Source organism: Microbacterium sp., from assembly GCF_044340635.1.
In the GTDB taxonomy this organism is placed as follows: Bacteria; Actinomycetota; Actinomycetes; order Actinomycetales; family Microbacteriaceae; genus Microbacterium.
This window is the reverse complement of the sequence record NZ_JBIITF010000006.1, coordinates 45,540-59,060: the sequence shown is the minus strand read 5'-3', so window position 1 is coordinate 59,060 and position 13,521 is coordinate 45,540. Positions and strand designations below refer to the sequence as shown.

Annotated in this window: 11 protein-coding genes; 9 read left to right on the top strand and 2 right to left on the bottom strand. The window is 69.4% G+C overall.

Features of this window, described 5'->3' with window-relative positions:
* Window positions 1-167 precede the first annotated feature (167 nt).
* The 5 genes from rpsO to efeB all read left to right on the top strand — a co-directional run bounded on the left by rpsO (window position 168) and on the right by efeB (window position 6,333).
* Window positions 168-437 (top strand): 30S ribosomal protein S15, encoded by a 270-nt coding sequence (gene rpsO, locus ACIQ0W_RS07320; protein ID WP_100810423.1) that lies wholly within the window; start codon window positions 168-170, stop codon window positions 435-437.
* A 264-nt stretch (window positions 438-701) separates the two neighbouring features.
* Complete coding sequence (locus ACIQ0W_RS07315) at window positions 702-2,504, top strand: hypothetical protein (RefSeq protein WP_396642095.1); 1,803 nt, start codon at window positions 702-704, stop codon at window positions 2,502-2,504.
* A gap of 256 nt (window positions 2,505-2,760) precedes the next feature.
* Window positions 2,761-3,747: an iron uptake transporter permease EfeU gene (gene efeU / locus ACIQ0W_RS07310; protein WP_396642094.1), complete on the top strand. Its 987-nt coding sequence runs from the start codon at window positions 2,761-2,763 to the stop codon at window positions 3,745-3,747.
* Window positions 3,744-4,985 (top strand): iron uptake system protein EfeO, encoded by a 1,242-nt coding sequence (gene efeO, locus ACIQ0W_RS07305; RefSeq protein ID WP_396642093.1) that lies wholly within the window; start codon window positions 3,744-3,746, stop codon window positions 4,983-4,985. The genes efeU and efeO overlap by 4 nt, the downstream gene beginning before the upstream one ends.
* Window positions 4,986-4,998: 13 nt before the next feature.
* Window positions 4,999-6,333 carry an iron uptake transporter deferrochelatase/peroxidase subunit gene (gene efeB / locus ACIQ0W_RS07300; RefSeq protein ID WP_396642203.1) on the top strand — a complete coding sequence of 445 codons (1,335 nt, stop codon included), beginning with the start codon at window positions 4,999-5,001 and terminating at the stop codon, window positions 6,331-6,333.
* 7 nt (window positions 6,334-6,340) lie between these two features.
* On the opposite strand, the gene ACIQ0W_RS07295 is transcribed toward efeB, so the two are convergent.
* A complete protein-coding gene (locus tag ACIQ0W_RS07295) occupies window positions 6,341-7,513 on the bottom strand; it encodes an acyltransferase family protein (protein WP_396642092.1) in 1,173 nt (390 codons plus the stop codon).
* A gap of 82 nt (window positions 7,514-7,595) precedes the next feature.
* Here ACIQ0W_RS07295 and ACIQ0W_RS07290 point away from each other — a divergent pair, with 82 nt between their 5' ends.
* The 3 genes from ACIQ0W_RS07290 to ACIQ0W_RS07280 all read left to right on the top strand — a co-directional run bounded on the left by ACIQ0W_RS07290 (window position 7,596) and on the right by ACIQ0W_RS07280 (window position 10,611).
* The gene (locus tag ACIQ0W_RS07290; protein WP_396642091.1) at window positions 7,596-8,483 is read left to right on the top strand and encodes an alpha/beta fold hydrolase; all 888 of its coding nucleotides are present in this window, start codon (window positions 7,596-7,598) and stop codon (window positions 8,481-8,483) included.
* Window positions 8,484-8,789: 306 nt separating this feature from the next.
* Window positions 8,790-9,965: an LLM class flavin-dependent oxidoreductase gene (locus tag ACIQ0W_RS07285; protein ID WP_396642202.1), complete on the top strand. Its 1,176-nt coding sequence runs from the start codon at window positions 8,790-8,792 to the stop codon at window positions 9,963-9,965.
* Between the two features lies 1 nt (window position 9,966).
* A complete protein-coding gene (locus ACIQ0W_RS07280; RefSeq protein ID WP_396642090.1) occupies window positions 9,967-10,611 on the top strand; it encodes an FMN reductase in 645 nt (214 codons plus the stop codon).
* 138 nt (window positions 10,612-10,749) lie between these two features.
* On the opposite strand, the gene ACIQ0W_RS07275 is transcribed toward ACIQ0W_RS07280, so the two are convergent.
* Entirely contained in the window at window positions 10,750-11,346 is a 597-nt protein-coding gene (locus ACIQ0W_RS07275) for a DedA family protein (RefSeq protein ID WP_396642201.1), read from the bottom strand.
* A gap of 160 nt (window positions 11,347-11,506) precedes the next feature.
* Between ACIQ0W_RS07275 and ACIQ0W_RS07270 the strand changes: the two genes are divergently transcribed.
* Complete coding sequence (locus tag ACIQ0W_RS07270; RefSeq protein ID WP_396642089.1) at window positions 11,507-13,507, top strand: GDSL-type esterase/lipase family protein; 2,001 nt, start codon at window positions 11,507-11,509, stop codon at window positions 13,505-13,507.
* Window positions 13,508-13,521 lie beyond the last annotated feature (14 nt).

The following is a 13,521-nucleotide window of genomic DNA, read 5'->3' as shown; positions in this document are numbered from 1 at the left end:
CCGCCCCGTGCTGCACCCCACGAGGCTAGCCGAGCTCAGGCATCCGCTCGTTCCAGGTCCCAGGGACTGGTAGACTCTGGAGGTTGCCGTTCGATCGGCCGCGGATAAAGAGAGCTCACGCATCAGGCGATGGGCGCCGCGCAATGAAGAGAAAGGGGATCCCCTCTATGCCGCTTGAATTCGAAGCCAAGAAGGCGATCATCGAAGAGTACGCGACGCACCCCGGTGACACCGGATCCCCCGAGGTGCAGGTCGCGATGTTGACGCAGCGCATCAAGGACCTCACAGAGCACCTGAAGGAGCACAAGCACGACCACCACTCGCGTCGTGGTCTGTTCCTGATGGTCGGTCAGCGCCGTCGTCTGCTCGGCTACCTCCAGGACATCGACATCAACCGTTACCGGTCGTTGATCGAGCGCCTGGGGCTCCGCCGCTAAGTCGCACCAGCGTTCAATCGCTTTCTCGAAGGGCCGTCCCAGGTGTGGGGCGGCCCTTCGTTCTGCCCGGACGCGCCTTCCTCGGCGCCGAAACACCCATCGTGCGCCGAAACACCCTGTGCCGATGGGTGTTTCGGCGCATATCGGGTGTTTCGGCGTCCGGACGGGCGGATGGACGGCCGGATGTGCGGGCCGCGGAGGGGCCGGCGGCCGGATGAACCCCAGGGGTGGGCAGCTCAGGGCCACCGGTATAGGGTCCCGGGTATGGGGATCTCGCTGGGGAGCGGACGACGAACGCCGATGTCGTGGCGACGGCTCGTCGCGGGCACGGTAATGATGGTGCTGGCCGCGGGTGTCGCCCTCGTCGCCGTCGGCACCGCGAGCGCAGCATCCGCGAGTGAACCAGCCGCGGCTGCAGCCGAGGGGCCGCTGGCATGCGATGACCTGCTGAGCCCCGGCATCCTCGCCGATGTCGCCGCGCGAGGATTCGTGCCGATGGAGAACGCGACGCCGCTGTTCCCCGCGGAGGGCCGGCAGTGCTGGTGGGCGGATCCGAGCTCCCTTCGCGGCCAGGCCTTCGCCGTCGGCTACATCGAGCTCACCCCGGAGCAGGCCGCCGCCGAGGGGGAGCGCCTGCTCGACACGGGACGATTCGCGCGCGTGGATGGGGACGGGGCGGACGGAGCTGACGTCATCTACCGCGCGATCCCGGCCGAGTTCACGAACATGGCCGAGGAGGTCGATCCGAGCTTCCGCTTCCACTACGCCGACGGATACTGGTTCTTCGTCTACGACCCGACCGCTCAGCTCGAAGAGGGTGTCGAGCAGCTCCAAGCCGTGTACAACTGGGGCGATGTCCTCGCGGCGGACCTCCAGTCGAACGTTCTGTCGGCGTTTGTGCCCGAGCCCGCCGTCGTGGACGAGGAGGTGGAGCTCGAGCCCATTCCGGCACCCAGCCCCGGTGGTTTCAGCGCCACGACCCCCTCGACGCTCAGCGGCCTGCGCACCGCCGCGGAGGTGGACTTCGGCCCCGCCGCGGTCGGCGGATGCATCGCGGCCGCGCTCGTGCTGGTGGCGCTGATCGGGCTGCCCGGCCGCCTGGTCGATTCGGCGCTGTCATCTCGGTACGACGAGTGGGGTGGGATGCTTCGGCCCCTGTTCCGGCCGCTCCGGATGCGGATGCGCGCCGTAGCCCGTGCCGTGGAGAGCTTGCCCACGGTCGTGGTGGTCGGTGGGGGAGTCGTGCTCGCCGCGCTCTTCGCCGCGGTCGTCGAACCCGACTTCGGTGTCAACGAGGGGTCTCTGCGGCTGGTGCTGTCGCTGGTCGGCGCCTTCCTGATCGAGAACGTGGCGGGGCTGGCTCTCCTGGCGTGGTGGCTCGGACGCCGAGGTGCCCCGGCACGTCTCCGTCTTCGGCTCGGGTCGCTGCTCGTCGTGTTGGTCACGGCCCTGGCGAGCCGCGTCGCGGGGTTCGACCCCGGCTTCGTCTTCGGGTTGGTCTTCGGTCTTGCGTTCGTGGGAGAGATGTCGGCACGGCGCGAGGACGGCACCGGGGGGCCGAGCAGACGGGATGTGGATCAGGCACTCGGTGAGGCCGCCTGGCTGCTCATCGCCGGGGTGGCCTCCTGGCTTGTCTACAGCGTCGCTGTCGGACTCTCGCTCGGCGCAGCAGGCGGCATGCTCGGCCTGCTGATCATCGAACTTTTCGCGGGACTCGCGGTCGGATGCCTCGCTGCCCTGTTCCTGGTCTTGTTGCCCCTTCCCGGCCTGATCGGCGCGACGCTCTGGGAGCACAGCCGAATCCGGTGGGCGATCGCCGAGGCCGTCGCGATAGGCGTCTTCCTCTTCATCGTCCTTCCGCTCCCGGCGAGTTGGACGGCCGTCGATTCCCCGTTCGCTCTGTGGATCGCGATGTTCGCGATCTATGCCGTTGTCGCGGTCGCGCTGTGGGCCGTGCTGACATACACCCCCGCGGCGTGGATCGCGGCGCGGACGCGGCCCGAGGTTTCCGGGCCCCGGGCATCCGGCTCCGCGGTGCCCGACGCGTCTGTCGACGCGCGCCGCTGATCCGTCTGCGCTGACCGAGCACACCCTCGCGCGAACGGTCGCGACTCGCCGCGTGCAGCTCGAGCGATACGGCGTGTCGCGACCGTTCATGAGCGGGAGTATCGGCGGCGGCCCTGACGAGTCGCGCGATCCGATTTGAGGTGTGCGGGCTCGCGGGAGTATCGTCCAATAAGTGAGGGTTGCCTAACCTCACCTACCGGTTGCCCCGAAGCATCCTGGACCCCCTCGAATATCCCGAAAGCCGCGCGATAACACCGTGTTCGCCACCTTCCTGATCGGCCTGCGTGAAGGCCTCGAAGCCGCCCTCGTCGTCGGCATCCTCGTCGCCTACCTGTCGCGGCTCGGTCGTCGCGACGTGCTGCCCCGGCTGTGGATCGGTGTCGGACTCGCCATCGCCTTGTCGGTGGCGCTGGGTGCGATCTTCACGTTCGGCGCGTTCGCCCTCACCTTCGAGGCGCAGGAGATCATCGGCGGGCTGTTGTCGCTGGCCGCTGTCGCGATGGTGACCTGGATGATCTTCTGGATGCAGCGAGCCGGTCGGACGCTCAAGAACACCCTGCACGCCGAGATCGACCGAGCCCTCGCCAGCACGACGCTGTGGGGGCTCGTCGTGATCGGATTCATCTCCGTCGCCCGCGAGGGGATCGAGACGACGCTGCTGCTCTGGACCATGGTGCAGTCGTTCGGCAACGCGCCCGAAGCCTTGCTCGGCGCCCTCGTCGGCCTGCTGACAGCCGTCGTGCTCGGGTGGCTGCTCGCGCGCGGGATGCTGCGGCTCGACCTCCGCCGATTCTTCACCTGGACCGGTGCCTTCCTCATCGTCGTCGCCGCGGGCGTGCTCGCCTATGGCATCCACGACCTGCAGGAGGCGGGGGTTCTACCCGGCCCGTTCACCTCCCTCGCGCCGGTCGATCCCGTGACGGGCGCAGCTGCGATCGGCTGGCTCGGCTTCCCCTTCGGATGGGCGTTCGACGTCAGTGCCGTGATCACCCCCGGGGGTCCGCTGGCCGCGATCCTGCAGGCGATCGTCGGTTTCATGCCCCGGATGTCGTGGCTGCAGGTCCTCGCCTGGGCCGCGTATGTCGGTGTTGTCGCTTTCGTGTTCGTGCGCAATGTGCGCGAGCACAAGCCCTCGGTTGCTGCGGCTCCGACATCCGCCGCGACATCCGCCGCGGCGTCCGCCCAGGCATCCGCTGATTTCTCCCCCTCGTCACCCGCCCCCAATCAGCAAGGAGCACTATGACCGCCCACACGATCATCGCGAGAGGCCTGACCGCGACGGCGATCGCCGCGGTTGCCGCCCTGGCGCTCGCCGGTTGCGTCGCCAAAACGGATGTCGCGGCCGCCGACGCGATCGCCGTGTCATCGACCGATGCCGGGTGCGACGTCTCGGCGACGACGGCAGCGAGTGGCACGCTCGCCTTCGACGTGACGAACGAGGGTGACCAGATCACCGAGTTCTACCTGTTGGCGGAGGATGGGCTCCGGATCGTCGGCGAGGTCGAGAACATCGCCCCGGGCACATCACGCACCCTGACGGTCGTCGCGCAGCCGGGGGAGTACTTCACGCTCTGCAAGCCGGGCATGATCGGTGAGGGCGTCGGCCGTGCGGGGTTCTCGGTCTCGGGTGAATCGGTTGCGATCGAGGGTCCCGACGGCGAGCAGAAGCAGCAGGCGGTCGACCTGTATGCCGCGTTCGCGAAGGATCAGGTCGAGCAGCTCGTGCCCGCGGTTGAGGAATTCACCACCGCGTACGCCACGGGCGATGACGACACGGCGCGCGCCCTGTTCCCGCAGGTGCGCGCCTTCTACGAGCGCATCGAGCCCGTCGCCGAGGCGCTCGGCGACCTCGATCCGCGCATCGACTACCGCGAGGTCGACGCCGTCGCCGAGGGCCTCGACTGGACCGGTTTCCATCGCATCGAGAAGGACCTGTGGGTTCCCGCCCTCGACGCGCTGAACGCGGACGGCGAGACGTCGGCGTGGCAGGACTGGACGCCCTCGACAACCGAGGAGCGCGCCGCGTTCGGTGACGAACTGGTCGCCGACATCCAGGAGCTCGACACCTACGTCCACTCCGACGACTTCCAGGAGGCGCTCGACGCGCAGGGTGTCGCGGGCCTCAGCAACGGCGCCATCGCGCTGCTGGACGAGGTCGCGACCGGCAAGATCTCGGGCGAGGAGGACTGGTGGTCGGGAACCGATCTCTGGGACTTCGCCGCCAACGTCGAGGGGTCCAAGATGGCATTCTCGCTCGCGCGTGACTTCGCCGCCTCGAAAGGCGACGACGGCGCCGCGCTCGTCGAAGAGATAGATGCGGGATACGCCGACCTCGAGGCATCCCTCGCGAAGCACGGATCACTCACCGATGGTTTCGTCAACTACCGTGAGCTGACCGACGACGACAAACGCGAGTTCACCGACCTGATCAACGCCCTCGCCGAGCCGCTGTCGCAGCTGACGGTGACCGTTCTGGAGTGATGTGAGCGAACCAATTCCGCCGACGGGTGGGACGGATGCCGGGGCCCCGTCTGCGGGTGCCCCGGCAGCGCCGTCCGCTGACGAGCCCCGTCCCGGCCTGTCGCGCCGCGGCCTGCTCGGTCTGCTCGGCGCCGGCGCGGCGGGTATCGCCGTCGGTGGTGCGGGCGGCGTCGCCGGGGGGCTGGCGATCTCGAGCGCCTCTGCCTCGGGGAGCGTGGAGGGCGTGCACGCGTTCTTCGGTGCCCACCAGGCCGGCATCGTGACGCCCGTCCAGGAGCACCTGCATTTCGCGGCCTTCGACATGATGGCGCGCACGAACCGGGACGATCTGATCAGCCTGCTGCAGGACTGGTCGTACGCGGCGGCGCGCATGACGCAGGGGCTCGACGTCAGCGCCACGGGCTCGGTCGGTGGATCGCTCGAGGCTCCGCCGGATGACACGGGCGAGGCGCTCGGTCTGCCCGCGAGTTCGCTCACCATCACCATCGGGGTGGGTCCGAGCCTGTTCGGCAACGCCGACGGCGACCGCTACGGCATCGCGTCGCGCAGGCCCGCGGGACTCGAGCGGCTGCCGGCATTCCTGGGCGATGACCTCGACCCGGCGCGAAGCGACGGGGACCTCTGCATCCAGGCGTGCGCCGATGACCCCCAGGTCGCCGTGCACGCGATCCGCAACCTCAGTCGCATCGCATTCGGACGCGCCCGCATCCGTTGGTCGCAGCTGGGATTCGGCCGCACGTCGATGACCACGACCTCGCAGGCGACCCCGCGCAACCTGTTCGGGTTCAAGGACGGCACGGCGAACATCCTGGCCGACGACACGGCCGGGCTCGACGAGCACGTCTGGGTCTCGGCATCCGACGAACCGGCCTGGATGGCGGGCGGTTCCTACCTGGTGGCACGCAAGATCGCGATGATCATCGAGTCGTGGGACCGCGTGCGCCTCTCCGAGCAGCAGCGCATCGTCGGCCGTTCCAAGGGTGAGGGCGCGCCGTTATCGGGTGGAGGCGAGTTCACCGCACCGGATTTCGCGGCGACGGATGCCTCGGGTCAGACGGCGATCGACGCCGCCAGTCATGTGCGGCTGGCCCATCCGAGCCGCAACGACGGCGTGCGCATCCTGCGTCGCGGCTACAACTTCGTGGACGGTAACAACGAGCTCGGTCGCCTCGATGCGGGGCTCTTCTTCCTCTCGTACCAACGCGCCCCCGAGCGGTTCGTGACGATCCAGCGCGCGCTGTCGACGGACGTGATGAACGAGTACATCCGGCACGTCGGGTCGGGTGTCTGGGCCATCCCGCCCGGAGCGGATCAGGCATCCTTCGTCGGCGCCGGACTGTTCGCCTGAGCGTTCGCTACGGAGACGCGCGTGGCGCCGGCCTTCGCGAGCCGGTCGGATCCGAGCGCCGTCCCTCGCGCTTGGCGAGTCCGGGATCCGAGAACAACCATCCGGGTCGCGGCTCGACGAGCGGTCGGAAGACCCGTCGCACGGGCGCGGTCGCGAGCCCGAGCGCGATGAGCACCGACACCACCACGACGATCGGCAGCCACAGCCACGTCGGTTCGAGATTGCGGAGAACCCCCGACTCGCGGAAGGGGTAGAGCACGAACGAGTGCAGCAGGTAGACGTACATCGTGTACTGCCCGAAGTGCGTCCACCACGTGTTCCGGCGCGGCACGAGCACGAGGAACGCCAGGCTCAAGATGAGCGCCACCATCATGAGGGCCAGCCGCACGCCGCCGGCCCACCACTGGGTTCCTCCGAGGTCGGCGTAGGCGTCGTCGTAGAACAGCCAGGTGCGGAGGTTCATCTGCTCCCAGGCGTCGACGTAGAACCAGGCCATGAATGCGGCGCTCGCGAGGGCCGCGATGGCGGCGATGACGACGAGCGGCGAGCGCGAGCGGAGCAGCCGCAGCCGGTCCACGATGTCGTGTTCACGCAGCCACCAGCCGAGCGTGAAGAAGGGGAGCAGCCCGAGGGTGCGGGACAGCGAGAAGGTGGAGTCGATGTTCGGGAGGTAGCCGGCGCCGATCGAGATGAGCACCGTCCACAGCAGGGGCCAGCGCAGCAGAGCGAGGTAGGGCAGGACGAGCCGGAAGATCCCGAGGGCCAGCAAAAACCACAGCGTCCACGAGGGCTGACTGAGGTTGGGTGTGCCGTCGCCTTCGACGATCCACTTCGTCAGCGTCCAGAGGCCTTCGAAGATGACGTAGGGCAGCAGGATGTCGGTGATGACCCGCGCCATCTGCCGATGCGACGGGGTGCCGGCCTTCGAGAAGTACCCCGAGATGATCGCGAACGCCGGCATGTGGAACGCGTAGACGAGCAGGTACAGCGCCAGGGCGATATCGGAGTCGTACGTCAGTCGCTGCACGGAATGGCCGAGAACCACGAGCACGATGCAGGCGAAGCGTGCGTTGTCCCAGAAAGGGACGCGCTTCGATGCTCCGGGCGGTCGGGGCCGGGGATTCTCGCCTGTGCTGGCGCCGCCGCCGGCGCCGGAGGGGCGTGGGGTCGCGTCGCTCATGGGCGTGCCCACACTACCGTGGCGGGGGCGCACTGACAGCGGGGGTTGCGTCCCGGTATTCTCGCGTCGAGGTGAGGTGTTCATGACCGTGATCGACGACGCACCCGGCCGGGATCGAGCGATCCCCGACCTCGATTGGCGCGTGTTCCCCGAGGGTACGGTTCGCGACGTTCTCCCGGCACCGAGCGGTTCGCTCGCCCGGGTGCGACTCGGGCCCGACGAGGGTCCTCGGGTTCTCCTCTTCCCGGGAGTGACGGGGTCGAAGGAGGACTTCGTCCTGATGTTCCCTCTGTTCGCGGCCGCGGGATACCGGGTCGAGTCCCTCGATCTCGCGGGCCAGTACGAGTCGTGGCAGGCGGGGCCGGCGAATCTGCACCCACCCCGCAACCGGTACGACTATCGACTGTTCGCGGACGACATGATCGCGGCGCTCGAGGATGGCGCGGCCCCCGTGCACGTCCTGGGGTACAGCTTCGCGGGCCTCGTCGCCCAGCAGGTCCTGGTCGAGCGGCCCGACCTGTTCGCCAGCCTGACCCTGCTCTCGACCCCGCCCGGTTCGGGGCAGGTGTTCCGCGGCGTCAAGCGCATCGGTCGCTGGAGCGCCGGGGCATCCCCGCGCACGGGCGCCGCGCTGCTGATGTGGGGCATCCGGAACAACCTCAATCGTGTGCCGCCGCGGCGGATCGCCTTCGTGCGCGAGCGGTTCGCCCTCACGCGCCGCGACAGCGTGAACGACATCGTCGGACTCATGATGACGACACCGGATGTCTCGGCTGCCGTTGCCGCGCAGCCCATCCCGAAGCTCGTGGCGGTGGGCGAGCACGACCTCTGGCCGAGCGTCGAGTACGCCGACTATGCGCGCGCGATCGGGGCGGAGCTGCGTCCGTATCCGACCGGCCACAGCCCCTGCGAGACGACGCCGCACCAGCTGACCCGCGACATGCTCGCGATGTTCGACTCCGCGGCCTGACGCGGCGCGCTGACGCGGGCCCCGGGCATCCGTCCCACCGCGCCCGCGCCCACCATTTCCGCGAAACACCCTTTCTGCGGCGAAACACCCTGTGGTGAGGGGTGTCTCGCGTCGCATTGGGTGTTTCGCCGGAAGAGAGCGGTCCGACCCGCTCGCGACACGGCGGGAATAACCTGGACGGGCACGCGTTACACGAGATACATTCACTTGAATATAAGCGTGAGCGAGATCCCAGACCGAGGTCCCGAACGCAGAGGGAGAAGGATCGTGGACGACAACACCACAACACCCGTCGCCGGACAGGCCGTGCAGTTCGGCATCTTCACGGTGAGCGACATCACCGAAGACCCGACCACCGGTCGGACGCCGAGCGAGGCGGAGAAGATCCGCAACACCATCGCGATCGCCAAGCATGCCGAAGAGGTCGGCCTCGACGTCTTCGCGCTCGGCGAGCACCACAACCCGCCGTTCTGGTCGTCGTCCCCGACGACGACGCTCGGCTACATCGCCGCGCAGACCGAGCGCCTGCTGCTCTCGACCGCGACGACGCTCATCACGACGAACGACCCGGTCAAGATCGCGGAAGACTACGCGATGCTCCAGCACCTCGCGGGCGGTCGTGTCGACCTGACCCTCGGGCGCGGCAACACCGGCCCCGTCTATCCCTGGTTCGGCCAGGACATCCGTCAGGGCGTTCCCCTCGCGATCGAGAACTACGCCCTGCTGCACAAGCTGTGGCGCGAGGACGTCGTGGACTGGGAGGGACGCTTCCGTACGCCTCTGCAGGGCTTCACCTCGACGCCGCGCCCGCTCGATGAGGTGCCCCCGTTCGTCTGGCACGGCTCGATCCGCACTCCCGAGATCGCCGAGCAGGCCGCTTACTACGGTGACGGATTCTTCGCGAACAACATCTTCTGGCCCGCCGAGCACTACCAGCGCCTGATCGGACTGTACCGTCAGCGCTTCGAGCACTACGGCCACGGCACCGCGGCGCAGGCGATCGTCGGCCTCGGCGGACAGGTGTTCATGCGCGCCAACTCGCAGGACGCCGTCCGCGAGTTCCGCCCGTACTTCGACAACGCGCCCGTCTACGGGCACGGCCCGAGCCTCGAGGACTTCTCGGAGATGACCCCGCTGACCGTGGGATCGCCGCAGCAGGTCATCGATCGCTACGCCGGGATGCGCGACCTGTTCGGCGACTACCAGCGTCAGCTGTTCCTCATCGATCACGCCGGCCTGCCGGTGAAGACGGTGCTCGAGCAGCTCGACATCCTGGGCGGCGAGGTCGTTCCCGTGCTCCGCAAGGAGCTCGCGAAGAACCGTCCGGCCGAGGTTCCGGATGCGCCCACGCACGCCGCTCGAGTCGCGCTCGCCGCCGCCGGTGGCCTGCCGGTGGCGGGCGGCAAGCTCGCCGTGAAGAACTCGGAGCCGGTCGCCGCCGGGTCCGCATTCGGTGCCGCCGCGACGCGTCGGGGGGCCTGAGATGGCCGCCCGGCGGATCGCGGTCGTGACGGCGGGCCTGTCGAACCCCTCGACCACGCGCCTGCTCGGTGACCGGCTCGCCTCGGCGACGGTCCGCGAGCTCGCGGTGCGGGGGATCGAGGCCACGGTCGACACGATCGAGCTGCGCGACTACGCGCATGACATCACGAACAACCTGCTGACCGGGTTCGCCCCGCCCGCCCTCGAAGCGGCCATCAACACGGTGGTCTCCTCCGACGCGCTGATCGCCGTGACGCCGATCTTCTCGACGAGCTACTCGGGCCTGTTCAAGTCGTTCATCGACGTGCTCGACCCCGACGCGCTGACGGGAAAGCCCGTGCTCATCGGGGCGAACGCCGGCACCCCCCGGCATTCGCTCGCGATCGACTACGCCATCCGTCCGCTCTTCGCATACCTGCACGCGGATGCCGTCTCGACGGGCGTGTTCGCGGCCTCGAGCGACTGGGGAGCGCAGGGTGACGGTGTCGCCTCGCTCAGTGACCGCATCGACAAGGCGGCCCGCGAGCTGGCCGACACCATCGCCCGGCGCGACACAGCCGAGGCGACGGACCCCTTCGACCCGGCTAACTACCTCGGCGAGGGCCGCTCGTTCGGCCATCTCCTGGGCGGGCTCACGGGGGAGTAGCCCCGCGGCACCTTGCTCCCGTCGAGCGCCGAGTGCACGGCTTATGTGCGAGTGCACGGCTTCTGTACCGCACCGAAGTCGTGCACTCGCGCCGAAGTGGTGCACTCGCGGAAGCCGCCGTGGAGCGAGCGGTGCGAATCAGGTCCGCGGCGTGCGGCGCCACCGTGCGGCGAGCACGGCGTCGAGCGCCACGCCGAGCAGCAGCGCCACCGCGATCGAGGCCAGGATCGCGAGCACCGGTGCATCCGGCAAGAGCGTCGCCACGACGGTGCCGACGAGGGCCTGGTAACAGGCCCAACCGAGGGCGGCCAGCGCCGCGAGCGGCAGATAGCGCGGAACGCTTACCCCGCCCGCGCCGGCCGTGAGGTTCACGGCGAGGCGGGCGAACGGGATGAAGCGCGCGGTGAAGACGATGGCGGCCGTGCTGCGCGCCAGCCGCGCCCGAGCCCACGCGAAGGCGGTGGCGATGCGGGGGCGACGCATCCATCCCCATCGCTCGAGCCCGACCCGACGCCCGACGAGGTAGCAGACCGAGTCGCCCATGAAGGCGGCGAGGGCCGCGACGGCGATGATCGCGACGATCGACGGGTCGCCGGCCACGACGCTCAGCGCCGCGAGCGCCGTCACCGCGGTTTCCCCCGGGATGACGACGAGGAAGGCATCACCCAAGACGAGGGCGAACATCGCCAGGAGCGCCCAAGGGCTCGCGGCGATCGTGGCGAGCACGTCCGACATCACAGGTTCTGGGTAGCAAGACCGGATGAACGCCCGGCGAACGGCGAACGGCGACGACGGGGGATCCGTTCGGTGACGCGGATGCGTGCGCTCGATGAACTCTCGGTGCTCAGGGCCGTTTCGGCGCGGCGTGTCACCGCGGGAGCTTCACCCTGGACATGTGAGAGTCGCCCTGCTGGCGGAATCCGCCCTGCCCCACATGAACGGCGTGACCGGTTCGGTCGCGCAGGTGCTGCGGCACCTCCGGCGGGAGGGGCACGAGACGCTCGTGATCGCCCCGCATCCGGGTGGTGCGCAGCCTTCTTCCCGGCCCATGCTCCCCGACTTCACCGACGTGCGCACCGAGTTGCTCCGTTCGGTTCCGATGCCGTCGTATCCCGATGTTCGGGTCGTCTTCGCGCGCACGGCGTACCTGACACGCCTGCTGCGCGAGTTCGCACCGGATGTCGTGCACCTGGCGTCGCCTTTCGTGCTCGGATCGCAGGGGGTGGCCGCCGCGAATGCCCTGCGCGTGCCGTCCGTCGCCATCTACCAAACCGACATGATCGCCTACGCCGAGAAGTACGGCGTCGTGGGCGCGGTGCCGCTCGTCGCTCGCCACGTCGCCCGTCTGCACCGCCGCGCGACGCTGACACTGGCTCCGTCTTCCGCCGCGATCGCCCAGCTCGAGGCGCTCGGCATCGATCGCCTGCGTCCCTGGGGTCGCGGTGTCGACGCCGAGCGATTCGCCCCCGAGCGGCGCAGCGAGGCGTGGCGCCGCCGGGTGGCCCCCGGCGAGATTCTGGTGGGCTACGCCGGCCGGCTCGCAGCCGAGAAGCAGGTCGATGACCTACGGGCCCTCTCGGACCTGCCCGGGGTGCGGATCGTCGTCATCGGCGACGGTCCCGACCGGGCGCGGCTGCAGGTGGCGCTCCCGACCGCTGTATTCACGGGATTCCTCGAGGGTCTCGACCTCGCTGAGGCCCTCGCGAGCCTCGACGTCTTCGTGCATCCGGGTGAGAGCGAGACGTTCTGCCAGACGGTGCAAGAGGCGCACGCGAGCGGCGTTCCCGTGGTCGCTACGGGGCGCGGCGGCCCGGTCGATCTTGTCCGCAGCAGCATCGATGGCTGGCTGTATGAGCCGGGCGACCTGCGCGATCTGCGGTCGCGCGTCGCCGATCTGACCGGTGATGCGGCCAAGCGCCGCTCGTTCGGCCTTGCCGCTCGCGAGGGAGTGCGCCACCGCACGTGGGAGGCGCTCTGCCGCGACCTCGTCGGGCGATACGACGAGGCGCGTGTTCTGCGTCCCATCGACGACGCCCTGCTCGCTCGCGGCATCACCCGACCCGAGCTGCCGCCCGCACCCTCCATCACGAGCGCCGCGGCGCCACGCTGGCGTCGTTACGTCGCCCTCGGGGACTCGATCACCGAGGGGCTCTGCGACGCCTCCCGAGCCCCGGCGGATCAGTACCGCGGGTGGGCGGACCGCCTTGCACTGCTCCTGGCATCGGCGGGAGCCGGCGGGGCGTCCGGCTTCCGGTTCGCGAACCTCGCCGTTCGCAGCAAGCGCGTCCGCGATGTCGTCGAGCGGCAGCTGCCCGCGGCTCTCGCGCTCCGCCCCGATCTCGTCTCCGTGCTCATCGGAGCCAACGACCTCGTCAAGCAGGGGGCCGATCCACGGCGTCTCGCAGCCGAAGTCGAGGCGGTCGTCCGCACGCTGCGCGCCGCCGGATGCGACGTGCTTCTCGCGACGCCGTTCTTGCCGCATCGCCGTGCGGCTCGCATCTTCGCGCGCCGCTTCGCGCACTACAACTCCGAACTGCGCAGAATTGCCACCGAGACCGGCGCTCTCCTGCTCGATGTGGAGGCGCTGCCGAGGATCTCCGAGCTCGAGCTCTGGGCCGACGACGGAGTGCACCTGCGCTCGGCTGGTCATCGCCTGCTCGCCTACCGGGCCGCCGATGTGCTGGGCATTCGAGATGCCGAACAACTCGAGGCGCTCGAGGCCTCGTTCCACGACGACGAAGAATCGGCACTGGCGGGACGCTGGCTGACGGCCCATGCCCTGCCGTGGATGTGGCGGCGGATGCGGGGACGAACCGCGGGTGATGGGCTCGAGCCCAAGCACTCCGACTACATCGTGCTCCCCGGGCGTACGCGTCGGCGCACACCGGCGAGCTGAGGCATCCGCTCGCA

Coding starts and splice junctions, on each gene's coding strand:
- ACIQ0W_RS07295 (WP_396642092.1), bottom strand. CDS start 7,513: ATGAGCGACGCGACCCCACGCCCCTCCGGCGCCGGCGGCGGCGCCAGC.
- rpsO (WP_100810423.1), top strand. CDS start 168: ATGCCGCTTGAATTCGAAGCCAAGAAGGCGATCATCGAAGAGTACGCG.
- ACIQ0W_RS07290 (WP_396642091.1), top strand. CDS start 7,596: ATGACCGTGATCGACGACGCACCCGGCCGGGATCGAGCGATCCCCGAC.
- ACIQ0W_RS07275 (WP_396642201.1), bottom strand. CDS start 11,346: ATGTCGGACGTGCTCGCCACGATCGCCGCGAGCCCTTGGGCGCTCCTG.
- efeO (WP_396642093.1), top strand. CDS start 3,744: ATGACCGCCCACACGATCATCGCGAGAGGCCTGACCGCGACGGCGATC.
- ACIQ0W_RS07315 (WP_396642095.1), top strand. CDS start 702: ATGGGGATCTCGCTGGGGAGCGGACGACGAACGCCGATGTCGTGGCGA.
- ACIQ0W_RS07280 (WP_396642090.1), top strand. CDS start 9,967: ATGGCCGCCCGGCGGATCGCGGTCGTGACGGCGGGCCTGTCGAACCCC.